A 24,145-nucleotide genomic window follows, 5' to 3' on the forward strand; every position below is an offset into this window, starting at 1 on the left:
CCGCGCCGGTGCCGTCGTACCAGCGCCGGTATGCGGCGACCAGCGGCAACGCCGTCAGGCCGTGCAGCACGACACTCAGCGCCACGGTGACGACGACCGTGGTCAGCACCGGGTCCGCGTCCGGGATGCCGTGCTCGAAGGCGATCAGGGCGAACACCACCGTGGCGAGACCGCGCGGGCCGAACCACCCGACGAACGCGACCGTCGGCCACCCGGCGCCGGTGCGGGCCAGGGCGACCGCCACCGGGATCATCCGCACGACCGTCAGGCTCAGCACCGCGTACGCGATGACCTGCCAGGTGATCTCCGCCCACACGTGGCGGACGGCCACCGCGCCGAAGCCGATCCAGGTGACGGCGGCCAGCAGGTTCCCCGTCTCCTCCGTGAAGTAGGTGGCCCGCAGACCGTGCTCGCGGGACACGTGACCGAACGCCATGCCGCCGACGAACGCGGCGATGAACCCACTGCCGCCGAGCGTGACCGCCAGCGCGTACCCGGTCAGCGCCGAGGCGATGGTGAACAGTTGGACCCATTGGCCGTGGAGCCAGCCCTTACCTTCAGACCATCGGAACAGCAGACCGGCGAGGACGCCGACGCCGACGCCGCCGACCAGTCCCCAGCCGATCTGCGAAGCGGCGTTGTGGAACACGGCCGACGGCACTCCGCGGTCCAGCGTGGCCAGCGAGATGTCCAGAGCCACCAGGAAGAACGGCACGGCCAGCCCGTCGTTGAGCCCGCTCTCCACATCCAGTGCCTGCCGTACGCGGGCGGGCACCGCCGGGTCCTCCACGACGCGCTGGCCGAGCGCGGCATCGGTCGAGCAGAGCATCGTCGACAGCAGGAACGCGCCCGCGAACCCGATCCCGGGGAAGATCAGCAGGCCGGCGCCGATCCCCAGCAGCATGGTCAGCGGCAACCCGATCAGCAACAACCGGCCCGGCCAGGCCACATGGCTCCGCAGCGCCCGCAGGTCGATCCGGGCCGAGTCGCTGAACAGCAGGAGCACCAGGGCGAGCTCGGTGACCCGCTGCGCCACCTCGCTCTCCGCCCCGGCGCCGAACCAGCCGGCCCCGCCGACCACCAGGCCCGCGGTCATGAACACGATCGCCGACGTCACGCCCCGCCGGTCGAGCAGGGCGGACGTCGCCGCGTACGCGATCAGAACGACCCCGACGGTCAGCAGCGTGCCCACGATCGCGAGCATCACGACACCCGCGCCCGCACACCTCACCCGGCACGAATGAACCTACTCGAGCCGCACGCTGTCCAGGTCGACCGTGCCCGGGTTGATGTAGACCCAGAGCACCCGGACGTCGCCGAGCGCCGCGCTGTCGCACGACATCCCGGTCTGCAGGTCGATCGACGCCGTGGTCGTGTTGTCCTGGTTGATCCAGCTGAAGCCGGACTGGCACCAGGCGAATCCGGCGCCGGTCTGCACCGCGATCGCCGCGTTGGTGCCGGCGGCCGGGCCGGTGCGCAGGTCGTACTTCAGCGCCGATCGCCGGGACATGTCGACCGGCTCGGCGAAGGTGACGCCGAACCAGCCGCCGTCGGCCGCCACGACCCGCAGGCCGTGCGTTCCGGCGGTGGCGAACTCGGTGGTCTGCTCGACCGTGCCGCCGTTGGCCTGCCAGGACGCGGACGCCCAGCCCTCGACGCCGTCCTCGAACGAGAAGAGCACCTGCGTGGCGGCCGGGTCCGGCTTGACCGTGACGGTCACCGTCGCCACATTGGACGATCGACCCGCCAGATCCTTGATGACGTACGACGCGACGGCGCGCCCGGCGAATCCCGCGATCGGGGTGAACGTGACCGCCCCCGCGCCGTCGGCGGTGAACGTGCCGCCCGCGACGGTCGCGGTGGTCTGCCGTCCGGCCGTGGCCGGGTCGAGGTCCAGGCTGGCCGGGCGAACCTTGGTGCGATAGGCGATGTCATTGGCGGCCGGTTGCAGGGTCACCGCCGTGTTCGCCTCGGTGGTGGCGGTGTCGTTGTCGGCGACCGGCGGCAGCGACCGTTGCCCGTGCCCGATCTCGAGGGTGGCGTTCGAGATCGTGGTGCAGACCGGGCTCGGGCAGTAGACGGTGAACCCGTCGTAATCCGGGTACAACGTGCCGTCGTCCTGCGATCCCGACAAGATCCAATACAGGAAACCATTCCCGCCCGTACGCGTGAAAGTGTCGAGCCAGTCCTGGTAGACCGGATTGCGGGTGGCCTTGTCCTTCCAGCCGAACTCGCCCAGCATCGCCGGCTTGCCGATCTGCCTGGCGGCCGTGTTGTGGCGGGTGATGTAGCCGTCGGCCCACGCCGCGGTGCGGTTGCCCCAACTGTCCGGGTACAGGTGGTACGACATCACATCGACGGCCGGCAGCGACGACAGCGCGATGCTGTCCACGCCCTCGCCGCAGTTGTCGATCCAGTCCGGCGCGTCCGGCCCGTCGCAGAAGAAGCCCTCGTCGCCGACGCCGACCAGGTGGTGCGGGTCGAGCGACTTGAGGTACGCCGACATCTCGCCGGCCCAGCCGGTCACCGTGGCCGTGGTACACGCGGCACTTTGCGGGTAGATGCCGGAGCCCTTGCAGCGCGGCTCGTTGCCGAGTTCCCACATCATGATCGTCGGGTCGTCCCGGTACCGGACGCCGGTGATGGTGTTGACCCGGTTGAGGATGTGATCGAGGTACTCCTTGTACCAGCCCTTGATCACCGGGTCGGTGTAGAAGTCGTCGTGGTGCGTGGCGCCGCGCCAGCGGACGTACTGGTCGATGCCGCCGAAGTCGGACCAGTTGTTGGTCAGCGGCAGCACCAGCCGCAGCCCGGCTCGCCGGGCGGCGTCGACGACGTAGTCGAGGCGTTCCAGCCCGTCCGGGCCGTCGTTGAAGGCCGGCTTCGCACCGTCGAAGTACTGGAAGTACACGCCGTCCGGGGCGGGGGCGACCGAGTTGCTGCCGTCGGCATTGCCGATCAGGCCGAACGCCCAGGTCCGCAGGACGTCGAAGCCGGCCGTCCGTGCGTCGGCGAAGACGTCGTCGACCATCGCCGGGCTCTTGTAGAACAAGTAGTAGTTGTTGGTGCCGCCGAAGCGAAACGGCTTCCCGTTCAGCTTGAGCGTGCTGCCGGCCCGGGTGACGAAGCCGGCGTTCGCGGCGGGGTGGGTCGCGGGTGCCGCGGCGGCGGGATCGGCCGCGACGAGCGCGCCGGCCACGATCGCGAGGACGGCGACGAAGCGTCTCCTCATGCCATGGTCTCCTTGAGGATCGATGTGGGGATCGATGCCGGGCTCATCGACCATGACCGATGTTCAAGCTAGGGCGGCGGGTATCCGAAAGCAACGGGCGGTAGCCAGCGGATCTCCGTACGCGCATAGTGGAGCCGTGCCCGGATACGCCGACCCCGCCGCTCTGGCCAAGGCGCTGGCCGCGGCCGGTTATCTCGCCGACGACGGGCTGGCGGTCGCCGGCTTCCTCGCCCTCAAGCTGCACCGGCCCGTCTTCCTCGAGGGCGACGCGGGCGTGGGCAAGACGGCCTTCGCGAGTGCCCTGGCCGAGGCGACCGAACTTCCCCTCGTCCGGCTGCAGTGCTACGAAGGGCTCGACGCGGCGCAGGCCCTCTACGACTGGGACTTCCCGCGCCAGGTGCTGCACCTGAGGGCCGTGGAGGCCGCCGCCGGTGGCACGGCGAGCGCCGAGGATCTCGAGGCCGGCCTCTACGACCGGCGTTTCCTGGTCGCCCGGCCGCTGTTGCAGGCGATCGAGCAGGCGCCCTGCGTGCTGCTCATCGACGAGGTCGACCGGGCGGACGACGAGTTCGAGGCGTTCCTGCTCGAGCTGCTGGCCGACGCCGCCGTGACCATTCCGGAGCTGGGCCGGATCGCCGCGGCCGAGCCACCGCTGGTCGTGGTGACCAGCAACCGGACCCGCGAGGTGCACGACGCGCTCAAGCGGCGGTGCCTGTACCACTGGGTCGGGCACCCGTCGCCGGAGCGGGAGGCGGCGATCCTGCGCGTGCGGCTGCCCGGGGTGACCGAGCGCCTGGCCGTGCAGATCGCCGCCGCGACGGCCCGGCTCCGCGCGCTCGACCTGGTCAAGCCGCCCGGGGTGGCCGAGGCCGTCGACTGGGCGGCGGCGATCGGGGCGCTCGGCGCCGACACGCTCGGCGCCGAGATCACGGCGGTGACGCTCGGGGCGGTGCTCAAGGTCAAGGAGGACATCGACCGCGTACGCGCGCTGCCGCTCGACCATCTCGTCGAGGCGACGGATGCTCCTTGACCTGGTGGCCGCGGTGCGCGCGGCCGGCGTGCCGGCGACGCCGGACCGGGTCCAGGCGATGTTCCGGGCGGTGGACGCGACCGGCCCCGGCCTCCTGTACTGGGCGGCCCGCCTGACGCTGTGCGGCTCGCCGGACGACATCGCCCGGTTCGACGCGGCGTTCGCCGGGTTCACCCGGGACGCGGAGCCGAGGGGCACCCCGTGGCAGGTGCGCCGGCTGCCCGAGCGCACGCTGTTCCGCACGGAGTCGGCGCGGGACGAGGCCGTCGCCGGCGATCCCGGCCTCGCGGTCAAGGCCGCCGGCGCGGAGGTGCTGCGCCACCGGGACCTGGCCACCTTGTCGGCGGCCGAGCGGGCCGAGGCCATGCGGTTGCTGACGCTGGCCGCGACCGTCGACCCGCGGCGCCCCGGCCGGCGGTACCGGCCCTGGCACCGGGGACGGCCCGACCCGCCGCGGACGATGCGGGCGATGCTGCGCGCGGCCGGCGAGCCCCGCCTGCTGGCCCGCCGCGCCCGCCGTCCCCGGCCGCGCCGGCTCGTGCTGCTCGCCGACGTCTCCGGCTCGATGGCGCCGTACGCGGACGCGCTGCTCCGGCTCGGGCACGCGCTGGTCCAGGGCCGTCCGCGATGGACGGAGGTCTACACGCTCGGCACCCGGCTGACCCGGGTCACGCCGGCGCTGCTCTCCCCGGACGTGGAGGTCGCGCTGCGTGCGGCCGGGCAGGCGATCCCGGACTGGCGCGGCGGCACCCGGCTCGCCGACACGCTCACGGAGTTCCTGCGCCGGTACGGGCATCGCGGGGTCGCCCGGCGCGCCGTCGTGGTCGTGTTCAGCGACGGCTGGGAGCGAGGGGATCCGGCCGAGCTCGGTGCGGCGGCGGCACACATACGCCGGCTCGCGCACCGGCTGATCTGGGCGACCCCGCACGCCGGGCGGCCGGGTTTCGCGCCGACGGCCGGCGGTCTGGCCGCGGTTCTGCCGCATGTCGACGCGCTTGTCGCCGGGCACAGTGTCGCCGCGATCGAGGAACTGCTGCGCGAGGCGTCGCTGTGACCTTGCGCAGGTCCATGTGTGTGAGGAAACTCACCACTGTGCAGTGGCCCGCGCGCGTCCGCCGCGGGGCTGACCGCGGGAGGCACCATGTCTTCGGGAACCGCCGCGCCTTCGCAGGCGACCTCAACATCCAGCATCTCCGTGACCGTCGACGGCAGCCGGTACACCGACACCGTCGAGTCACGTACTCTCCTGGTCCACTACCTCCGGGAGACGATCGGCAAAGTCGGCACGGTCATCGGCTGCGACACCAGCAACTGCGGCTCGTGCACCGTCCTCCTGGGCACCGCCGATGATCCCGGCCACAGCGTCAAGAGCTGCTCGGTCCTCGCCGTGCAGGCCGACGGCGCGAACGTCACCACGGTCGAGGGCCTGGCCGGCCCCGACGGCTCCCTGCACGCCGTGCAGCGGGCCTTCCACGAGTTGCACGGCCTGCAGTGCGGGTTCTGCACCCCTGGCATGATCATTTCGGCGGTCGATCTGCTCCGCGACAACCCGGACCCGACCGACGACGAGATCCGCGACGGCCTCTCCGGCAACCTCTGCCGCTGCACCGGCTATCAGAACATCGTCCGGGCCGTACGAGCCGCCGGGGCCGAGCTCCGCGCCCAGGTCACGGAGGTGCGACGGTGACCGTCACCGAGGACCGCCAGGTCGGCGCCGGCCGTCTTCGCAAGGAGGACGCCCGGCTCATCACCGGCCGCACCCAGTGGACCGACAACATCACGCTGCCCGGAATGCTGCACATGGCGATCCTGCGCAGCCCGTTCGCGTCGGCCCGGATCACCTCGATCGACGTCTCGGCGGCCCTGGACCGGCCCAACGTGGTGGCCGCGTTCACCGGCGCCGACGTCGCGGACGTACAGGGCAGCCTGCCGTGCGCGTGGCCGGTGACCGAGGACATCGTGCACCCCGACCGGCCGCCGCTCGCGGTCGACGCGGTGCGCTATCACGGCGAGGCCGTCGCGGTCGTCGTCGCGCGCGACCGGTCCAGCGCGATGGACGCGCTCGAGGCGATCGACGTGGACTACGAGCCGCTGACGCCCGTGCTCGACCTCGAGGAGGCGCTGGCCGACGGCTCCCCGCTGGTGCACCCCGACAAGGGCACCAACAAGTCGTACACCTGGATCTTCGACTCGGCGGCGGCCGGCACCGGCACCGACGCCGCCGCGGCCGACGCCGAGGTCGTGATCGAGCGGCGCTACGTCCAGCAGCGGCTGATCCCCGCGTTCATGGAGCCGCGCAGCGTCATCGTCGACCCGGGCGCGGGCGAGTACACGATCTGGTCGGCGACCCAGATCCCGCACATCCTGCGGGTGTTCTACGCCCTGCTGACCGGGACGCCCGAGCACAAGGTGCGGGTCATCGCCCCCGACGTCGGCGGCGGTTTCGGCGGCAAGCTGCAGGTGACGCCGGAAGAGCTGATCACGTTCATGGCCGCGCGGCGGATCGGCCGCCCGGTCAAGTACACCGAGACGCGCAGCGACACGATGCTCTCGGCGCACCACGGCCGCGACATGATCCAGGACGTACGGCTCACCGCGCGCCGGGACGGCACGGTCACCGGCATCTCGGTGAAGCTAATCGCCAACATGGGCGCCTACCTCGGGCTGGTCGGGCCGGGCGTGCCGATCCTCGGCGCGTTCATGTACAACGGCATCTACAAGTTCCCCGCCTACCGCTTCGAGTGCACCGGCGTCTTCACCAACACGGTGATCACCGACGCCTACCGCGGCGCCGGCCGGCCGGAGGCGACCTACGCGCTCGAACGCGCGATGGACGACCTCGGCGTCGAGCTCGGCCTCGACCCGATCGAGGTACGCCGGCGCAACTGGATCAAGAAGGAGGAGTTCCCGTTCACCACGGTGGCGGGGCTCGTCTACGACTCCGGCGACTACGACGCGGCCACGGCCAAAGCGCTCGCGCTGCTCGGCTATGACAAGCTGCGCGCCGAGCAGGCGGACCGCCGTGCGTCCGGCGACCCGGTGCAACTGGGCATCGGCACCTCGACGTACACGGAAATGTGTGGTCTTGCTCCGTCACGCATCCTCGGCGCGCTGCGCTATGCGGCGGGCGGCTGGGAGACGGCCGCCGTGCGCGTGTTGCCGACCGGCAAGGTCGAGGTGGTCACCGGCACCAGCCCGCACGGGCAGGGGCACGAGACGGCGTGGAGCCAGATCGTCGCCGACGAGCTCGGCGTGGACTTCGACGACGTCGAGGTGCTGCACGGCGACACCCGTTCCTCCTACAAGGGCCTCGACACGTACGGCTCCCGGTCGCTCGCGGTCGGCGGCATCGCGCTCGTGGAGGCCTGCCGCAAGGTGCGCGACAAGGCCCGTACGGTCGCCGCGCACATGCTCGAGTGCAGTCCCGACGACCTGGAGTTCACCGGCGGCGCGTTCCGGGTGCGGGGCACGCCGGACGCGGCGAAGACCATCGCCGACGCCGCCTTCGCCGTGTTCGCGGCGCACGACCTGCCGGACGGCATCGAGGCGTCGCTCGACGCGGACGCGACGTTCGACCCGCAGACGTTCTCGTTCCCGCACGGCACGCACCTGTGCGCGGTCGAGGTCGACACCCGGACCGGGCGCGTGGACATCCGCAAGTACGTGGCGGTCGACGACGTCGGCAAGGTGATCAACCCGACCATCGTCGAAGGGCAGGTGCACGGCGGCGTCGCCCAGGGCATCGCGCAGGCGCTGCACGAGGAGGCCGTCTACGACGAGTCGGGCACGCTGGTGACGGGCTCGTTCGTCGACTACACGCCGCCGACGGCGGCCGACCTGCCGGACATCGTCGCCGACCGCACCGAGACCCCGGCCACGACGCACCCGCTCGGCGTCAAGGGCGTCGGCGAGGCCGGCGCGATCGCGGCGACCCCCGCCGTGGTCAACGCGATCGTCGACGCGCTCCGCCCGTTCGGGGTGCGCGACGTCCCGATGCCGTGCACGCCGGAACGGGTCTGGCGGGCGATCAGAGCTGGCGGTGCCTCATGATCCCGGTTGCTTTCGACTACCTGCGCGCCTCCAGCGTGGACGAGGCGGTCGCCGCGCTCGCCGGGGCCGGGGAGGACGCCAAGATCCTGGCCGGCGGGCAGAGCCTGCTCCCGGTGCTGCGGCTGCGGCTGTCGGCCCCGAGCCTGCTGGTCGACCTGGGCGGCGTGCCCGAGCTCCGCGGCGTGCGCGAGGAGGGCGACTCCCTGGTCATCGGCGCGATGACCACGCACGACGAGGTGTCGACATCGCCGCTCGTACGCCAGTTCGCCCCGCTGCTGGCGACCATGGCGGCCACGATCGGCGACCGGCAGGTCCGTCATCGCGGCACGCTGGGCGGCTCGCTGTCGCACGCCGACCCGGCGGCCGACATGCCCGCGGCGGCCGCCGCGGTGGAGGCGCGGTACGTGCTGGCCGGCCCGAACGGCCGGCGGGTGGTCCCGGCGTCCGACTTCGCGGTCGACCTGTTCACCACGGCGCTCGGCGACGACGAGGTGCTCGTCGAGGTCCAGGTGCCGAAGCTCGAGGGATGGGGCTCGCACTACGAGAAGTTCCACCGGATGGTGCAGGCCTGGGCGATCGTCGGGGTGGCGGCGATGGTGCGGCGCGACGACGGCGCCATCGCGTCGGCCCGCGTGACGCTGACCAACATGGGCCCGACGGCGCTCCGGGCGACCGCGCTCGAGCAGGCACTGGCCGGCTGCGCCGCCGACCGGGCCGCCATCGAGCAGGCGTGCGCGGTCGCGGCCGAGGGCACCTCGCCGAGAGACGACCTGACCGCCTCCGCCGAGTACCGGCGTCACCTCGTCCAGGTGCTCGCCGGCCGGGCGGTCGCCGCGGCCGCCGGCGTCTAGCGTCGGCCGGGGCTGAGCGGCCCGCTCAGCCCCGGCCGTCACGGCACGAATCCGGGACTACAACGCCGCGTGAAGTTCCTAGCCTGGTCTCACCCTGCAAAAGACGGAGGCCACAGGCCATGAAGGGAACCAACGCACTCATCGTCCTTGCCGCACTCACAGTTGCCGGCGGTTGCGCCGGCACTTCGACCCCGACCGCCACGCCCCGTACGCCGACGCCGGCGACCTCGGCCATCTCCACCCCACTCACGACGGAGGCCCGGCAGGCCACGACCGCGCCGAGATCCGCCACCGCCGCGACGAGTAGTTCCACCGCTTGGGCGACGACCCCGGTCACCGTCAAGCACGATCCGCCGGTTCCGCCGGTTCCCGTGCTCACCGGAGTTCGCTACGCCGCGCACGAAGACGGCTACGACCGGATCGTGCTCGACATTCCGGGCGCCCTGCCCGGTTACTCGGCCAAGTACGTGAAGGAAGTACGCCGGGACGGCTCCGACGAGCCGGTCGCGGTACCCGGCAGCGCCTTTCTGCTGATCGTGCTCCACCCGGCCCAGGCGCACCGGGCCGACGGCACCGCGACCGTGACCGGCATCCACCGCACCGGCCTCGCCGGCGTCAAGGCCTACGCGATCACCGGTGACTACGAGGGGTACGTCTCGATCGCCCTGGGCGTGAACGGCGTACGGAAGTACCACATCGGCGAGCTGAGCAACCGCATCTACATCGACGTCGCGGTCTGATCCCGGGCGCGGGCCCGGTGAGCCCGCACCCGGCTGCGCACGCCACAGCGCTCGTCCGAGCACCAGCGCCGCCGGCCGGTGTGGTCGACAAAGATTCCCGAGCAGGTCTCGTCGCCGCAGGCGTGCAGCCGCTCCCGGGTCGGACCGGTCAGGTCGACGGCCGCCTGGCGGGCCAGCCAGGCCAGCGCGACGGACACGTCGGCGGGCTGGGTCAGCTCCAGCCCCGCGTCGCCGGAACGGACTTCCAAGGGCCGGTCCGAGGCCAGCGCCTCCTGCACGAGCCGCACGTCCTCGGCCGCCGGCCGTTCCCCGTGCACGGTCGCGGTGGCCGCTCGATGAAGGGCCTCGCGCAATGACCGGACGGCCTCGACGTCGGCCGCTGTGACCTCGGTGACCGGCTCCATCCCGTGCTCACGAAGCCAGGCCGCCAGCGCGGCGGGGTCGGCGAGCATCTCGACCTGTTTGCGCTGGTAGCGGCCGAGCCGGGTCGCCAGCAGATCCAGCCAGTCGGCGCCGTTCCCGGTGCGGAACTTACTCATGAGGTCATGGTAACGGCTTGACACGTTACGCGCGAGGGCTAGCGTGTAACGCATGAAGTCGTTACAAGTGGACCGGAACGGCGCCCTGTTCATCGGCGTGTGGAGCAGCGGGTACATCGGCGGCTCGGTCGCCGCCACGGCCATCGCCCCGCTGGCCGCCAACCTGTGGCGGTTCCTGCTCGGCGGCCTCCTTCTCGCCGGGATCGCCGGCCACCGGCGGGAGACCTGGCCGCGAGGCCGCGTCCTCGGCGCCGCCGCCGCGGTCGGCGTGCTGTTGTTCACCGTGCAGTTCGGCGGCCTCTACATCGGCATGGCCAACGGCACCCCGGCCGCCACGACCGCGCTGATCGCCTGCTCCTCTCCCCTGCTCGTCGCGGCGGCCAGTGCCGCACTGGGGTGGGACCGGCTCTCGGCGCGGCAATGGGCGGGCATCGCCCTGGGCGTCGCCGGGGTCGCGATCACGCTGGCCGACCGGCTCGGCCGTCCCCCGACCCTGGCCGCCCTCGCCTGGACGCTGCTCGGCCTGGCCGGGCTCGCCGCCGGGACTCTCCTGCAGGGCCGGCTGAGGACCAGCGCGGGACCGGCCGCACTCGCGGCGACCGAGGTCGCCGCCGCGACGCTGGTGATGGCGGTGTGGGCGCCCCTGGAAGGCTCGCTCGCGATCCCCGAAACGGCCCGCGCGATCGGGTCGCTGCTCTGGATCGCGCTGATTCCGGGCGTACTGGGTCCGTTGCTGTTCTTCGCCCTGATCCGGCAGCGCGGCGCGACCCGCGCCAGCAGCCTGCTGTTCGTCGTGCCCGCCGTCACCGCGATCGCGGCCTGGCCGATCCTCGGCGCACCGCTGGGAGCCACCACCGTGGTGGGCCTCGCCGTCGCCGCGGCCGGCCTGCGGCTGACCCTCCGTCCCTCCGCCCGGCGGCAACCAGAACCCGAGCGGGTCGCCGTTAGGGCCGGATCAAATGGGTAAGAAGTCACCATGACCGACGTGACGGACCGCGCGAGCTTCGAGGCCGAGCTGAGCCGATTGCGCGTACGGGAGAAGGCGCACACCCACGAGGGCGACGCGATCGCCGCGGCCCGCCGCCGGTTGCCCATGGTCGAGGTGGACGCCGGGCTCGAGCTGATCGGCCCGGACGGCCCGGTCACCCTGCTCGAGACGTTCGAGGGGCGGCGGCTGCTGACCGCGTACTACTTCATGTGGAACCCCGGCCGGCCCGCGGCCGAACAGTGCGAGGGCTGCACGTTCTACACCAGCCAGGTCGTCGAGCTGGCGTACCTGCACTCGCGCGACATCACCTACGCCGTCTTCTGCCAGGGCCGCAACGTCTCGTCCGGATTCGCCGACGCTCAGAAGTCGTACGACGAGAGCCTGCGCTACCGCGAATTCCTGGGCTGGCGGATGCCGTGGTACTCGGCGCAGCCGTCGCTCGGCACCCTGCTGACCGGGCGCGAGATCGGCCTGTTCCACCTGGTGTGCTACCTGCGCGACGGCGACCGCGTCTTCGAGACGTACTGGACCAAGCGCCGCGGCGTCGAGGCGCTGGACAACAGCTACGCGCTCATGGACCTCACCGCGTACGGGCGCCAGGAGAAGTGGGAGGACTCCCCCGCCGGCCGGCCACAGGAGTGCACGAACACCCGGACCGACGGCGGAGCGCCGGACTGGCCGCCGGCGTCGACGTGGCCGGGCGGACGCCCGAGCGCCCAATGGCCACGACTCGCCGACGGTCACTCCGACTACCTCGGCTAAAGCGTCCGCGGGACCTTGGTCTCCGCGGTCAGCAGCCCCTCCACGGTGCCGTACCACTTGCCGCCGGGAACGGCGAGCACCGGGACGAGCTTCTCGGGGCTCACGGCGCGGGTGAACGCCGCCGCCTTCGCCTCCGTGCGGCGCTGGGCCCCGCGGCGGCGGAACTCGCTGAGGATGGTGCGCAGCACCCGGGCGCCGTCGCGGAAGGTGTTGAGGTTGCTCGCGCCGTGAATGCGCAGGTGCTCGACGCTGGACACCTCGCGCACCCGCAGGCCGCTGGCGGCGACCCGGATGTTGATCAGGGTTTCGATCTCGAAGCCGTCGCCCCACAGCTTGCGCCCGTCGGCGGGCGCCGGCAGGTCGGTCGCGGGCAGGTCCATCACCGGCACCGCGCGGCGCCAGAACGCGTTGTAGCCGTAGCAGAGGTCGGTGAACTTGGTCCCGAAGAGCCGGTTCACGAACAGGTTGAGGCCCATGTTGCCGGCTCGCCGCAGCGGGGTGATGTCGTGGCTGTGGCCGCCCTCGCCGAAGCGGGAGCCCTTGGCGAACTCGGCGCCGTTGATCAGCGCCTCGACAAAGCTGTTGATCTCGGCGGGGTCGGTCGAGCCGTCCGCGTCGATCATCACGATGGCGTCGCCGGTGCAGGCGGCGAAGCCGCTGGCCAGAGCATTTCCTTTGCCCGTACGGGTCTGGCGCACCACGATCACGTCGGGGCGCAGCCGGCGCGCGACGGCCACCGTGTTGTCGACCGAACCGCCGTCCACCAGGACGACCTCGTGCAGCCCGGCCGGCAGGGCGCCGAACACGTGCGGCAGGTTCAGTTCCTCGTTCAGCGTCGGGATGACGACGCTGACCAGGGGCGCGCGGCGCGGGCCACCGGGCTCGCTCCGGCGGCGATCCGGCGTGGGGCGCACGGTACTGCGGCGATCCTGCGTCATGGGGAGCCCTTCGTCGTTGGTGCCGGCGGTCCATGGGGGCGGCGGACCGTCAGCACCAACGCTAACAAATCCGGAAAATTCCGGACATGGCCGATTGGGCGCTGGGCTCGGCCGAACCGGTCAGGCGAGGGCCACCGAAGGGACCTCGCGCTCGTGGAAGACCAGCGCCGACTCCTCGCAGTCGACCACCACGACCTGGCCGGGGTGGAGCTGGTCGAGCAGGATGCGTTCGGCCAGGACGTCCTCGACCTGACGCTGGATGGCCCGGCGCAGCGGGCGGGCGCCGAACGCGGGGTCGAAGCCCGTCGCCGCGAGGTGGCGGCGGGCCGCGTCGGTGACCTCGACGCCCATGTCGCGGTCGCGCAGGCGCAGGTCGACCCGGGCCAGCAGCACGTCGACGATGGCGAGCACGTCGGCTTCGGTCAGCCGGGGGAACACGACGGTGTCGTCGATGCGGTTGAGGAACTCGGGGCGGAAGTGCTGCTTCAGCGCGTCGTTGACCTTGGCCGCCATCCGGTCCTGCCCGCCGCCGTCGGTCTGGAAGCCGAGTGAGAAGGGCTTGGCGGCATCGCGGCTGCCGAGGTTGGTGGTCAGGATGATGACCGTGTTCTTGAAGTCGACCGTCCGGCCCTGACTGTCGGTCAGGCGGCCGTCCTCAAGAATCTGCAGCAGCGTGTTGAAGACGTCCGGGTGGGCCTTCTCGATCTCGTCGAACAGCACCACCGAGAACGGCTTGCGACGCACCTTCTCCGTCAGCTGACCACCCTCGTCGTAGCCCACGTACCCGGGAGGCGCACCGACCAGCCGCGCAACCGTGTACCGGTCGTGGAACTCCGACATGTCCAGCTGGATCAGCGCGTCCTCGGAGCCGAACAGGAACTCCGCGAGCGCCTTGGACAGCTCAGTCTTACCGACACCGGACGGGCCGGCGAAGATGAACGAGCCGGACGGCCGCTTGGGATCTTTCAACCCCGCGCGCGTACGCCGGATGGCCCGCGCGACGGCGCGTACGGCCTCCTCCTGCCCGATGATGCGTTTGTGCAGCTCGTCCTCCATCCGGAGCAGGCGGGACGTCTCTTCCTGGGTCAGCCGCTGCACCGGGATTCCCGTCCAGTTCGCGAGGACCTCGGCGATCTGCTCGCCGCCGACCCGCCCGTCGGCGCGCGGGCGGATGTGCGCCCACGCGCCGGCCTCGTCGATCAGGTCGATCGCCTTGTCCGGCAGGAAGCGGTCGGCGACGTACCGGTCGGCCAGGGTCACCGCGGTGGCCAGGGCGACGTCGGTGTACGAGACGTGGTGGTGCTCCTCGTACCGCTTGCGCAGGCCCTTGAGGATCTCGACGGCCTCGGCCGAGGTCGGCTCGCCGATCGGCACCGGCTGGAAACGGCGGGCGAGCGCGGCGTCCTTCTCGAAGTACTTGCGGTACTCGGCCGTGGTGGTGGCGCCGATCGTCTGCAGCTCACCGCGCGCGAGCATCGGCTTCAGGATGCTCGCCGCGTCGATCGCGCCCTCGGCCGCGCCCGCGCCGACCAGCGTGTGAATCTCGTCGATGAACAGAATGACGTCGCCGCGCGTGCGGCACTCCTTGACCACCTTCTTGAGGCGCTCCTCGAAGTCACCGCGGTAGCGCGAGCCGGCCACGAGCGTACCCAGGTCAAGGGTGTAGATCTGCTTGTCCCGCAGCGTCTCGGGCACGTCACCGGCCACGATCCGCCGGCACAGCCCCTCGACGACCGCGGTCTTGCCGACGCCCGGCTCGCCGATCAGGATCGGGTTGTTCTTGGTGCGGCAGGAGAGCACCACCATGATCCGGTCGATCTCCCGGTCCCGCCCGATCACCGGATCGAGTCCGCCGTCCCGGGCACGCTGGGTGAGGTTCTCGCCGAACTGATCGAGCAGCGCCGACGTGGCCGGGGCCGGCGCGGCGGTCAGGGCCGGGTGCCCCGACAGAAGCTGCAAGACTTTCTCCCGTACGCGCCGGGGATCCGCACCCAGGGTGACCAAGGTCTGAGCCGCCACGTTCCCGCTGTCCCGGACGAGGCCGAGCAGGATGTGCTCGGGGCCGATGTGGTTGTGGCCCAGCTTGAGCGCTTCGCGCAGAGAGAGCTCGAGGACGTTCTTGGCGTCCGGGGTGAACGGGACGTGCACGCCCGTCGCCTCCCGGCCCGCGCCGATGACCTCCTCGACCTCGAGGCGGGCGGCCTCGAGCGTCACGCCGAGGGCGGTCAGCGCCTGCGCGGCCACGCCGTCGCCCTCGCTGATGAGACCGAGCAGCAGGTGCTCGGTGCCGATGTAGTGGTGGTTGAGGAGCCGGGCCTCTTCCTGAGCCAGGACGACAACGCGGCGGGCCTGGTCGGTGAATCGTTCGAACACGAGACTCACGTCCTCGCGGCGAGGCCCCACGCACCCCACCCGGTCGGCGGCGCACGCGGGCGCGCGTGAGGGTGGTGTGCGCTGAGTCAGAGCCTCTTGGCGTCGACGCGGGCCCGCGTGGGGGGCTCGCACGCTCGTGCAGGCGCGGCTGCCCCCTCAACGTACAACGGGAAACCTACGATGGCCCAAGGGAGGGATCGCCATGACCGGAGCCGAACGCCGCCGCCAGGCCAACGACCGTGCCCGCCGGCGCGCCATCCGGGCCCTCGCCGCCCAGATGGGAGTGCCTTACTCGGTCGCGGCCCGGCTGATCGCCGACCCGCACCGCGCGCTCGTGTTCGCCCACCGCGAACAGCGCCCGTTCCACGCCCGGGTGAGCGACACCCGCGACGCGGCCGCTCCCCCGCTGGGCCGCGCCGTCCACCTGACGGCCCGCTTCCCGCGGCTGCACACGGCCGCCGGGCGCCTCTACGACGGCCGCGACCGGCAGACGGTGCTGGCGATGCTGTTCGCGGTGGTCGCGCACGAGTCGCCCGGTGTGCTGCCCGGCCCCGAGGAGCTGGCGTGGGTGGCCGAGCTGGGCGAGGAGACCGCGGTCGACATCACCTGCGCCGCCCTCGACCGAGCCGCCCGCCTCCTGCTCGACGACGACCAGTGGCGGCTGTGGACCCGGGTCGAGGCCGCCCTCGACGCAAGCGACCCCCGAGCCGAGGCGACTCTCGTCCTGGGCCGCGAACTACGGACGGTGAGCCTGCGCGGCTCCCTCCCCGGCGCCCGGCAGACCCTCGACGCGGTGCTGCTCGCGGCCCACCGGCTCAAGGCGCCCGGCACCCAGATCAGCCTGGGCGGGCGGACGGCCACGCTGGTGGGCGCGCGCTGGCCGGCAAGCGGCCCGCCGACGGCCTATGAGGTGCGGCTCGCCGGCGACCCCCGGGTCCACATCCTCGATCTCGGCCACGAGCAGCACCCCGCCACCGTCTGACTCCCCGCCGATCGTGCTCGTTGTCGCTTCCACACGCCCAGCCCGGTAGGTGGCTGGGCCGTCGAAGCTTCTTGCGGGGCCGTCCCGGGCCGCCGTCGTGCACCCGGATCGCGTCCAACAATGCGAACAGCTGCGGGTTGTCGCCGGCCGGACCCGCGGTCAGCAACACCGCGAGCGGACGGCCACGACCGTCGACGGCCGGATGAATCTTGGTGGTCAGGCCGCCCCGGGAGCGGCCCAGCGCTTCACCGTCGGCCGCTGGTATCGCGATACCGCCGGCAGATCCCCCCTTTTGCGTGCTCCAGCGGCGTGCTGATGGGCACGCACGACGCTGGAGTCCACGCTGATGACCCATTCGACCGGCTGGCCGTCGTCCTACACCTGCGCCCGGAGCCGAAGACGGGCCGGCCATAAGGACACGAGCATGCCCCTTTCGCGCCGGAATGGGGTTGGCCACCGGCACGCCCACACGCCGCGTGCGGCGAAGCCAAGCCGGCACCGTGTGCGTCTGGTGGGCGGGCGCGGCCGCGCGGGCGTCCATCTCCTCGGCGGCGGCGAAGGACTCGCGCGGGTCGTGCGGACCGGTCAGCCTTCGCCCCATATCTACCTGGTTGCGCGTGGTGCGGCCCGTCCGGCTTGGTCGGTGGCGGGGCTGGGGTCGCCATAGCCCGGCGTCTGCCCGGTTGCGGTGAGCGCGGCCTCTCGCGGTGACCGGTTTGCCCCTTATGCAGGGAGCGAGGTGCCGGGTGGATCTCGCCGGTCGCCGTCACGAGGAAGGTTGACGATTTCCTGTTCGCAGCGCGCAGAAGGCATTCATCGTTCGCCGACGGGCGGCGGATCTAGTGGAGAAACTGTTCGGTGCGCACAGTTGGGCATCAACCTTGCTCGACGGGGGCTGATGGCGCACCGACCATAAGGGACACGAGCGCGCCGGCATGGGGTTGGCCACCGATCTCAGCCCGGCGGGGGCGGCAAAGGCGTGACCAGGCAACCAGATCGCCTTGGAATACAGGGACTCTTCGTCGATTCGTACGATATGAGGCTTTTGAAGGTGGGGGTGGGGGTGCAGTCGTCATGGCGACACAGCAGCTGTCGTTTACGGTGGTGCGGCGAGGATGACATTGAAACGGGCGACTGTGTCACTCGGTCTCCGTGTGCCCGCTAGGAGCAGCAGCATGACGGTCAACCTCCGGGGGAGATCCGCGGTCGCCGACCGGTCGGCCGGTGATCCGCTGGACCATCTGCGGACCCTGATCCAGGCGCTCCCGGTGCCGACCGCGCCGATGACGTTTCCCAGCCGGGACGCGGCGCTCGGGCTGGCCCTGATGGACCTGTCGTTCCGGCTCGATCATCTGCCGCGGCTGTCCGAGCATCTGACCTTGATGGACCGTGGGCACATGAGCCGGGTGATCAGCGTCGATGTGGATCTCGACCTCATCTCGCCGCGGCTGCGCAACACGCTGGTGGTGCCGGGCGAGGCGGCGCCGGGTGGAGGGGCCGCGGCGCTGTGGGTGCCGGTCTCGCGGTACAGCCGGCGGGATCTCGCGCCGGTGGCCATCCGGGACTCGAGCGGCGAGGTCGTGCCGCGGCTGACGCACCGCGACGCCAACCGGGTCACGGCCGCCGCCTTCGTCGCGTTGCTGTCGATGCTGATCAACGCGCACGAGGACGTCGCGGCGCCGGCCAGCCCGATCCACCAGTTGCGGCACACGCACCAGCGGTCGCGGTGGCTGATCGAGGCGGCGATCACCGAGCTGATCATGGTGGGGTCGCCGGTGGGGCAGCGGCTGCACTCGCCGCTCGACCACGCCGCGCTGGCCCCCCGCGGCGAGGGACGGCCGGGCGACTCCCGGTCCGTCCGTGCTCTCGCGCTGGCCGGCCTGGACACGCTCTTCCCGGCCGAGGGCGGTGACCACATGATGGTCCCGTTCGCCCGGCTCCTGCAGCTGGCCACCCGGCAGTACATCCTGGTCGCGCAGCTCGGCCTGGACCGGCCGCGCCGGTTCCTGACCTGGGAGGCGCCGCTGCTGCCGGCCCAGCACCGGCCGGCGCCGCTGCAGACGCTGGCCAAGAACATGCTGCCGGTGAACCGGGAGTTCGTGGTGGAGTACGAGACCGAGATCCCGCGCTCGGTCAAGGCGTACCACCTGACCCTGGAGGTCCGGCAGGAGATCAGCGTCCGGCGGTTCCTGATGTCCAGCAACGTCGACGACGAGTTCGTCGAGGTGCTCGCCCAGGACCTGGAGTCGGTGGCCGGGCGCGCGGAGCCGCTCGGCGGCCACCACAAGCTGCTCGAGCTGGAGATGCAGGGCATCGCGTCGCGGCTGGCCGAGCTCGGCCGGCGGCGGCTGATCGACCTGGCCAGCTACGAGGCCTACCTCGCCCGCCTCCCGATCCCGGTCGGCCTCGGCTCGGCGCCCCCGCACCGCGAGCTGACGTCGGACGAGGTCATCGCCGCGCTGTCCGAGGGTGACTGCTCGCTCGAGGTGCTCGCCGCCTTTTGTGCCCACTACGCCGCGGACGGGCTGCAGCACCTGGCCCGGACCGGACTCGCCGGGGAGGCCCTGGTGAACATCGCCGACGGGCTCCGCGCCGCGCAGGTGGGCTGGGACGTCACCACGGACAACGATCCCCGCGAGCACGGCGCCCACGCGCACTGGCGGCGGCCGTCGGTGGAGCTCAGCCCGCAGTCCACCGAGCCGGTCCGCGCGTTCGCCTACATGGCCCTCGCCGACGAGGCGCCGGCGCTGATCGAGAGCATCACCCGGATGGTGGCCGGGCTGGCCCTGATGGTGCTGGGGATCGGGACGCTGCTGTCCGGCGGGCTCGACTGGCTGTACTCGTCCCGGGTCGCCGACGACTTCGTGCCCGAGCAGCCGGACGCCGTCGTCGCGGTGCTTCTGCTGGTGCCCGGCCTGCTCCTGGCTCGGCTCGCCCTGCCCAGCACGAGGTCGGTGCTGGGTCAGCTGCACAAGTACCAGAGGTCGCTCGCCGCCGCCTCGGTCGTGGTGACGACGGCACTGGCGATCGCGATCGGCACGGTGCGCTCCGACCTCGAGATGACCAGGCTCTTCCAGGTGGCGCTGGCCGTGCTCATCGTCATTCTGGTCTGCTGCCTGTGCGAGTTCTACGCCCGGCGGAACCACCGCAGCAGCTCGGTGCCCCGGTCGGCCCGGGTGCCCCGGTGGCTGCGCGACGCCCGGCGGTCCACCCGCCGCGTCGTCGAGCCGGACGACTTCTTCGACGCCCGTGGTGAGGTGTGAGGTGACGCTGCCCGCAAGCTCGACGAAGTCCTCCGAACTGGCCCGGATCGCGGCCGAGGCGGCCGGCACCAGCTCCGCCTCGGTGCGGTTCGCGGTGATTCACGGTCCGGCGAACGGCAACGACGGCCCGCTGCCGATGGCGCTCGAGGACCCCGACCCGGACAAGGAGGATCCGGACGCGTTCCCGACCGACTTCCTGCACTTCTCCGCGGCCGGCCTGTCGGTGTCCACCTCGACCTGGCCGTCGGCGATGTCGGCGTTCAGTGGCCGGGTGCAGATCGGCCTCCCGGAGCACACCGGGCGCCGGGACACGTTCGCGTACTCGGGGCATGCCGTGCCGAACCCGGGCTTCATCCACCAGTCGACCCGCAAGGTCGAGGTGCTGATCACCCTGGGCAACACGCACTGGTCCCCGACCTACCGCGAGGCGCTCATGCAGGCGCTGATCATCGAGAAGCTGACCGGCCTGGCCGCCGAGCGGGGCGCCCCGGTGCTGCATCTGCACACGCCGGTCGCCCCCGTCCCGCAGCCGCACGGATCCGACCGCGGCGACGGGTCCAACGAGCCGCTGCGGGATGCGGTCGGTCCGTGCCTGCGGTTCGCGATCGGGATGGATCCGCGGATGTCCGGGACGCGGCTGGACTTCGAGACCGAGTTGGCCGCGCTCGCCGAGGAGTACGGCTTCGGCCTCAAACTCGACGACCAGCGGTTCAACCGGGTGCGCGGCGAGTGGTTCACCATCCGCGGGTTCGACCGGGAGCGCTATCGCCAGGCGCGCGGCCGGCTGTTCCCGGAGGTGCCGGTGCTCACCCCCCGCCGGGCGATGATCGCGAGCGTCGTCGGCCCGTCTCGGACCGGGACGACCGCCGCGGCCGTGGGCGCGTTGCGGGCCCGAGGCATCGGCGTGCTGGCCGCATCGATCTCCAGCATGCGCAAGACCACGTTCATCAACCTGGTGCTGCCGGTCGACGGCGCCGCCACCAGCCCGTTCCCGCAGTGGTCGGGCGGCTGGCTCGACGCGCTGCCGAGGCTGGAGCAGTGCGCCGGCCACCGTCCCGCCGCCGCCGACGAGTCGGACGAGGGCCTGATCGCGGACTGGAAAGTGGCACTGAGTCCCGCGATGCGCTGCACCTATCCACAGTCGAGCAAGCAGACCGGCGCCACGACAACCGGCCGGGTGCCGTACCCGATCTGGCTGTGGTGGCAACTTCCCTACCGCACGGTCGACACACCCGCGCTGCTGGCCGAGGTGCAGGCCGCCCTGCAACCACACACCCAGCGATGCGAGGTCGCCTACGCCCAGTCGCGCCTGTGCCGCGGAGACGTCGTGCGCGGCCGCGCCAAGCTGATCGTGATGCTCTCCCAGGAGCACCGCGACCACAACGCCGTCCAGCGCCTGCTCACCGACGCCACCGACGCCGCCCAGGAACGCCTCCGGGAACGCTTGCCCGCCCTCGGCGGCATCGACGCCGGCAAGGTGCGCTTGCGCTTGTCACCCCGCGAGCGCTGGCTGACCTACGCCGGCATCTCCGCCTGACAAATACCCTTATATCGTACGAATCAACGAAGAGTCCACGTATTCCAAGGCGACCCGGTTGCCTGGTCACGCCTTTGCCGCCCCCGCCGGGCTGAGATCGGTGGCCAACCCCATGCCGGCGCGCTCGTGTCCCTTGTGGTCGGTGTGCCATCAGCCCCCGTCGCGCAAGGTTGATGCCCAACTGTGTGCACCGAACAGTTTCTCCACTAGATCTGCCGCCCGTCGACGAACGATGAATGCCATCTGCGCGCTGCGAACGGGAAATCGTCAACCTTTCCCCGCGACGGCGACCGGCGAGATCCACCCGGCACCTCGCGCTCCCGGCATCAGCGGCAAATCGGCCACCGCGACGGGCCGCACCCACCGCAACCGGGCAGACGCCGGGCCATGGCGGCCCCAGCCCCGCCCACCCACCGAGCCGGACGGGCCGCACCCACCGCGACCGGGCAGACGCCAGGCCATGGCGACCCCAGCCCCGCCCACCCACCGAGCCGGACGGGCCGCACCCACCGCGACCGGGCAGACGCCAGGCCATGGCGACCCCAAAGCCCAGCCACCCGCCGAGCCGGGCGGGCCGCACCACGCGCAACCAGGTAGATATGGGGGCCGGAGGCGAACGGCCGATCCGCTGGCCGGGCGCAGCCGCCGCTTTGCGAGACCAGACGGGGGCAGGACATGGATCTGGGCAGTCGCGACGAGTTGCTCGGCCGCCTGGCCGAGGCGGTCGGATCGGTCGCCGTCGCGCACCCGACGCGGGTTGCCGTCGACGGGCCGCCCGCCGCCGGCAAGACCACGCTCGCCGACGAGCTGGCCGTCATCCTGCGGGCACAGGGCCGCGACGTCATCCGCGCGACGATCGACGACTTCCTCTTCCCACGGGTACGGCGCTACGCGCGCGGCGAGTACTCGGCCGAAGGCTGCTACTACGACACCCACGACTACGACGCGCTGAACCGGGTTCTACTCGATCCACTCGGTCCGGGGGGAGATCGACACTTCCAGGACGCGGTCTACGACCGCACAGCGGATGCCGTGCTGTCCCCGCCGATCAGGACCGCCCCCGCCAACGCCGTGCTGCTTTTCGACGGCGTATTCCTCATGCGCCCGGAACTGATCGAGAGATGGGACCTGCGCATCCTCGTGTCGACCGCGCTCGAGAAGACCGTGGACCGCGCCGTGGTCCGGGAGCGCCGGGTGTCATCCCGGGCCGAGGTCGAACGGCGCTGGCGCGAGCGCTACATCCCCTCCCAGCGGCTCTACTTCGCCACGGCCCGCCCGGCCGATCACGCCGACATCATCGTGCACAACGACGACCCCGAGCAGCCGGCCTGGGAGACCTCTTGACGTTTTCCCATATGGGAAAATAAAGTGGCGGTCGTGGCACGAGCAGCGACGACGTCGGACGCGTTCAACGCGATCGCCGAGCCGCAGCGCCGGGACATCCTGGCGCTGCTGCGGGCGGGTGAGCGGCCGGTGACCGACCTGGCCCAGGAGCTGGGGATGAGCCTGCCCGGGGCGTCCAAGCATCTGCGGGTGCTCCGGGAGGTGGGGCTGGTGCGCGTCCGCGGGGCGGGCAAGCAGCGCCTCTACGGCCTGGACGCCCGCGGGCTGCGGCCCATCCACGAATGGGTCGGCGGGTTCGAGCGGTTCTGGAACGAAAGCTTCGACCGTCTGGACGTTTACGTGCAGGACCTCAAGCAGACGCGAAAGGAATGACCAATGGCAGGGGCAGGACCGGAAACGCGGGCGGAGCCGGCGACGGCCGATCGGGAGATCGTGATCACCCGGGTCATCGACGCCCCGCGGGAGCTGGTGTTCGAGGCGTTCACCGCGGTGCGGCACCTGTCGCGGTGGTGGGGTCCGGAGGGGTTCACCACCACCACGGAGTCGTTCGAGTTCCGCGTCGGCGGGGTGTGGGACTTCGTGATGCACGGGCCGGACGGGACGGACTACTCCGAGTGGATCATCTGGACCGAAATCGTCCCGCCCGAGCGGATCGAGCTGCGGCACGGTGAGTCCCGCGACGACCCGAACGCCTTCGAGTCGGTCCTGACGTTCGCGCCGGACGGTGCCGCGACCCGGATCGTGATGCGCACGGTGTTCCCCACCAGGCAACTGCGCGACGAGGCGATCGAGAAGTACCACGCGATCGAGGGCGGACAGCAAACCATGAACAACCTGGCGGCGTACGTCGCCGAAATCGTGCGGAACGGAGCGGAGAGCTGATGGCCGGCAAGGTGTTCTTCAGCGTGTCGATGTCACTGGACGGGTTCATCGCGCCCGAGTCCCTCGGGGAGCTGATGGGACGGCAGTGGATGGAGTTGCAGGCGTGGATCTTCCCGCTCAAGTTCTTCCGGGAGAACCTGAATCTCGGCGAGGGCGGTGAGGAGGGCCGCGACAACGACATCGCGCGCGAGACGTACGAGCGCACCGGCGCGAGCGTGATGGGCAAGCGCATGTTCGACGCCGGCGAGCGGATGTGGCCGGAGGAGGCGCCGTTCCACACGCCGGTCTTCGTCGTGACGCACGAGAAGCGCGACCCCTGGGAGCGGCCGGGCGGCACCACCTTCCACTTCGTCAACGACGGCATCGAGGCCGCGCTCGACCAGGCCCGCCAGGCGGCCGGCGACCGCGACGTCCGCATCGCCGGCGGCGGCACGACGATCCTGGAGTACGTGAACGCCGGCCTGGTCGACGAGTTCACGATCGCGTTGTCGCCCGTGCTGTTCGGCGCCGGAGTCCGCCTGTTCGACGGCGTGGACGCGGCCAGGGTCGCGCTGGAGCCGATCCGTTCGGAGTCGTCGCCCCGGGTGACGCACCTGACCTACGCCGTACGCCCGCGGTAGCCACTAGGGTCGGC

General features: G+C 71.7%; 19 protein-coding genes and 1 pseudogene. 14 read left to right on the top strand and 6 right to left on the bottom strand.

The window, feature by feature from the left end:
• Both A3CQ_RS56745 and A3CQ_RS58390 read right to left on the bottom strand, forming a co-directional pair.
• The coding region (locus tag A3CQ_RS56745; protein WP_020518412.1) for a cation:proton antiporter at positions 1 to 1,204 on the bottom strand (1,204 nt) is incomplete at its 3' end.
• Positions 1,205 to 1,246: 42 nt separating this feature from the next.
• Positions 1,247 to 3,232, bottom strand: a complete 1,986-nt coding sequence (locus A3CQ_RS58390) for a cellulase family glycosylhydrolase (protein ID WP_020518413.1) — start codon at positions 3,230 to 3,232, stop codon at positions 1,247 to 1,249.
• A 136-nt stretch (positions 3,233 to 3,368) separates the two neighbouring features.
• Here A3CQ_RS58390 and A3CQ_RS0149435 point away from each other — a divergent pair, with 136 nt between their 5' ends.
• From A3CQ_RS0149435 to A3CQ_RS61565, 6 genes are all read left to right on the top strand, one after another.
• A complete protein-coding gene (locus A3CQ_RS0149435) occupies positions 3,369 to 4,262 on the top strand; it encodes an AAA family ATPase (protein ID WP_020518414.1) in 894 nt (297 codons plus the stop codon).
• Positions 4,252 to 5,316, top strand: coding sequence for a vWA domain-containing protein (locus A3CQ_RS0149440; protein ID WP_020518415.1), 1,065 nt, complete (start codon positions 4,252 to 4,254; stop codon positions 5,314 to 5,316). Before A3CQ_RS0149435 ends, A3CQ_RS0149440 begins: the two co-directional genes overlap by 11 nt.
• Positions 5,317 to 5,403: 87 nt before the next feature.
• Positions 5,404 to 5,949: a (2Fe-2S)-binding protein gene (locus A3CQ_RS56755; RefSeq protein WP_051115581.1), complete on the top strand. Its 546-nt coding sequence runs from the start codon at positions 5,404 to 5,406 to the stop codon at positions 5,947 to 5,949.
• Positions 5,946 to 8,312 carry a xanthine dehydrogenase family protein molybdopterin-binding subunit gene (locus A3CQ_RS0149450; protein ID WP_020518417.1) on the top strand — a complete coding sequence of 789 codons (2,367 nt, stop codon included), beginning with the start codon at positions 5,946 to 5,948 and terminating at the stop codon, positions 8,310 to 8,312. Before A3CQ_RS56755 ends, A3CQ_RS0149450 begins: the two co-directional genes overlap by 4 nt.
• Positions 8,309 to 9,163 carry an FAD binding domain-containing protein gene (locus tag A3CQ_RS0149455; protein ID WP_020518418.1) on the top strand — a complete coding sequence of 285 codons (855 nt, stop codon included), beginning with the start codon at positions 8,309 to 8,311 and terminating at the stop codon, positions 9,161 to 9,163. Before A3CQ_RS0149450 ends, A3CQ_RS0149455 begins: the two co-directional genes overlap by 4 nt.
• A gap of 119 nt (positions 9,164 to 9,282) precedes the next feature.
• Entirely contained in the window at positions 9,283 to 9,903 is a 621-nt protein-coding gene (locus A3CQ_RS61565) for an AMIN-like domain-containing (lipo)protein (RefSeq protein ID WP_157297265.1), read from the top strand.
• Here the strand turns inward: A3CQ_RS61565 and A3CQ_RS0149465 are convergent.
• The gene (locus A3CQ_RS0149465; RefSeq protein ID WP_020518421.1) at positions 9,882 to 10,442 is read right to left on the bottom strand and encodes a CGNR zinc finger domain-containing protein; all 561 of its coding nucleotides are present in this window, start codon (positions 10,440 to 10,442) and stop codon (positions 9,882 to 9,884) included. The genes A3CQ_RS61565 and A3CQ_RS0149465 overlap by 22 nt on opposite strands.
• Before the next feature lie 52 nt (positions 10,443 to 10,494).
• Between A3CQ_RS0149465 and A3CQ_RS0149470 the strand changes: the two genes are divergently transcribed.
• Together A3CQ_RS0149470 and A3CQ_RS0149475 are read left to right on the top strand one after the other, a co-directional pair.
• Positions 10,495 to 11,409: a DMT family transporter gene (locus A3CQ_RS0149470; RefSeq protein WP_084699566.1), complete on the top strand. Its 915-nt coding sequence runs from the start codon at positions 10,495 to 10,497 to the stop codon at positions 11,407 to 11,409.
• Between the two features lie 9 nt (positions 11,410 to 11,418).
• Positions 11,419 to 12,192, top strand: a complete 774-nt coding sequence (locus A3CQ_RS0149475; protein ID WP_020518423.1) for a DUF899 family protein — start codon at positions 11,419 to 11,421, stop codon at positions 12,190 to 12,192.
• Here A3CQ_RS0149475 and A3CQ_RS56765 read toward each other — a convergent pair.
• The 3 genes and pseudogenes from A3CQ_RS56765 to A3CQ_RS64315 form a co-directional block, all read right to left on the bottom strand.
• Positions 12,189 to 13,130: a glycosyltransferase family 2 protein gene (locus A3CQ_RS56765; protein WP_020518424.1), complete on the bottom strand. Its 942-nt coding sequence runs from the start codon at positions 13,128 to 13,130 to the stop codon at positions 12,189 to 12,191. The genes A3CQ_RS0149475 and A3CQ_RS56765 overlap by 4 nt on opposite strands.
• A 120-nt stretch (positions 13,131 to 13,250) precedes the next feature.
• The gene (locus tag A3CQ_RS0149485; RefSeq protein WP_020518425.1) at positions 13,251 to 15,503 is read right to left on the bottom strand and encodes an ATP-dependent Clp protease ATP-binding subunit; all 2,253 of its coding nucleotides are present in this window, start codon (positions 15,501 to 15,503) and stop codon (positions 13,251 to 13,253) included.
• Positions 15,504 to 16,347: 844 nt separating this feature from the next.
• Positions 16,348 to 16,860: pseudogene (locus tag A3CQ_RS64315) on the bottom strand (transposase); the annotation flags it as partial.
• Positions 16,861 to 17,660: 800 nt separating this feature from the next.
• Here A3CQ_RS64315 and A3CQ_RS0149495 point away from each other — a divergent pair.
• The 6 genes from A3CQ_RS0149495 to A3CQ_RS0149520 all read left to right on the top strand — a co-directional run bounded on the left by A3CQ_RS0149495 (position 17,661) and on the right by A3CQ_RS0149520 (position 24,131).
• A complete protein-coding gene (locus A3CQ_RS0149495; protein WP_020518427.1) occupies positions 17,661 to 19,748 on the top strand; it encodes a hypothetical protein in 2,088 nt (695 codons plus the stop codon).
• Position 19,749: 1 nt separating this feature from the next.
• Positions 19,750 to 21,285, top strand: a complete 1,536-nt coding sequence (locus tag A3CQ_RS0149500) for a hypothetical protein (RefSeq protein ID WP_020518428.1) — start codon at positions 19,750 to 19,752, stop codon at positions 21,283 to 21,285.
• 675 nt (positions 21,286 to 21,960) lie between these two features.
• On the top strand, positions 21,961 to 22,629 hold the full coding sequence (locus tag A3CQ_RS0149505; RefSeq protein WP_020518429.1) for a cytidylate kinase family protein: 669 nt from the start codon (positions 21,961 to 21,963) through the stop codon (positions 22,627 to 22,629).
• Between the two features lie 33 nt (positions 22,630 to 22,662).
• On the top strand, positions 22,663 to 23,001 hold the full coding sequence (locus A3CQ_RS0149510) for an ArsR/SmtB family transcription factor (protein WP_026207077.1): 339 nt from the start codon (positions 22,663 to 22,665) through the stop codon (positions 22,999 to 23,001).
• 3 nt (positions 23,002 to 23,004) lie between these two features.
• Positions 23,005 to 23,511 (top strand): SRPBCC family protein, encoded by a 507-nt coding sequence (locus tag A3CQ_RS0149515; protein WP_026207078.1) that lies wholly within the window; start codon positions 23,005 to 23,007, stop codon positions 23,509 to 23,511.
• Positions 23,511 to 24,131: a dihydrofolate reductase family protein gene (locus tag A3CQ_RS0149520; protein WP_020518432.1), complete on the top strand. Its 621-nt coding sequence runs from the start codon at positions 23,511 to 23,513 to the stop codon at positions 24,129 to 24,131. Before A3CQ_RS0149515 ends, A3CQ_RS0149520 begins: the two co-directional genes overlap by 1 nt.
• Positions 24,132 to 24,145: the final 14 nt, after the last annotated feature.

Source organism: Paractinoplanes globisporus DSM 43857, assembly GCF_000379645.1.
Taxonomy (GTDB): Bacteria; Actinomycetota; Actinomycetes; order Mycobacteriales; family Micromonosporaceae; genus Actinoplanes; species Actinoplanes globisporus.

Excerpts from the sequence above, each read along its gene's own strand:
- A3CQ_RS56765 (WP_020518424.1), bottom strand. The coding sequence starts at position 13,130 with ATGACGCAGGATCGCCGCAGTACCGTGCGCCCCACGCCGGATCGCCGC.
- A3CQ_RS0149495 (WP_020518427.1), top strand. The coding sequence starts at position 17,661 with ATGACGGTCAACCTCCGGGGGAGATCCGCGGTCGCCGACCGGTCGGCC.
- A3CQ_RS0149505 (WP_020518429.1), top strand. The coding sequence starts at position 21,961 with ATGGATCTGGGCAGTCGCGACGAGTTGCTCGGCCGCCTGGCCGAGGCG.
- A3CQ_RS0149520 (WP_020518432.1), top strand. The coding sequence starts at position 23,511 with ATGGCCGGCAAGGTGTTCTTCAGCGTGTCGATGTCACTGGACGGGTTC.
- A3CQ_RS61565 (WP_157297265.1), top strand. The coding sequence starts at position 9,283 with ATGAAGGGAACCAACGCACTCATCGTCCTTGCCGCACTCACAGTTGCC.
- A3CQ_RS56755 (WP_051115581.1), top strand. The coding sequence starts at position 5,404 with ATGTCTTCGGGAACCGCCGCGCCTTCGCAGGCGACCTCAACATCCAGC.
- A3CQ_RS0149470 (WP_084699566.1), top strand. The coding sequence starts at position 10,495 with ATGAAGTCGTTACAAGTGGACCGGAACGGCGCCCTGTTCATCGGCGTG.
- A3CQ_RS0149455 (WP_020518418.1), top strand. The coding sequence starts at position 8,309 with ATGATCCCGGTTGCTTTCGACTACCTGCGCGCCTCCAGCGTGGACGAG.
- A3CQ_RS0149440 (WP_020518415.1), top strand. The coding sequence starts at position 4,252 with ATGCTCCTTGACCTGGTGGCCGCGGTGCGCGCGGCCGGCGTGCCGGCG.
- A3CQ_RS0149465 (WP_020518421.1), bottom strand. The coding sequence starts at position 10,442 with ATGAGTAAGTTCCGCACCGGGAACGGCGCCGACTGGCTGGATCTGCTG.
- A3CQ_RS58390 (WP_020518413.1), bottom strand. The coding sequence starts at position 3,232 with ATGAGGAGACGCTTCGTCGCCGTCCTCGCGATCGTGGCCGGCGCGCTC.
- A3CQ_RS0149515 (WP_026207078.1), top strand. The coding sequence starts at position 23,005 with ATGGCAGGGGCAGGACCGGAAACGCGGGCGGAGCCGGCGACGGCCGAT.
- A3CQ_RS0149475 (WP_020518423.1), top strand. The coding sequence starts at position 11,419 with ATGACCGACGTGACGGACCGCGCGAGCTTCGAGGCCGAGCTGAGCCGA.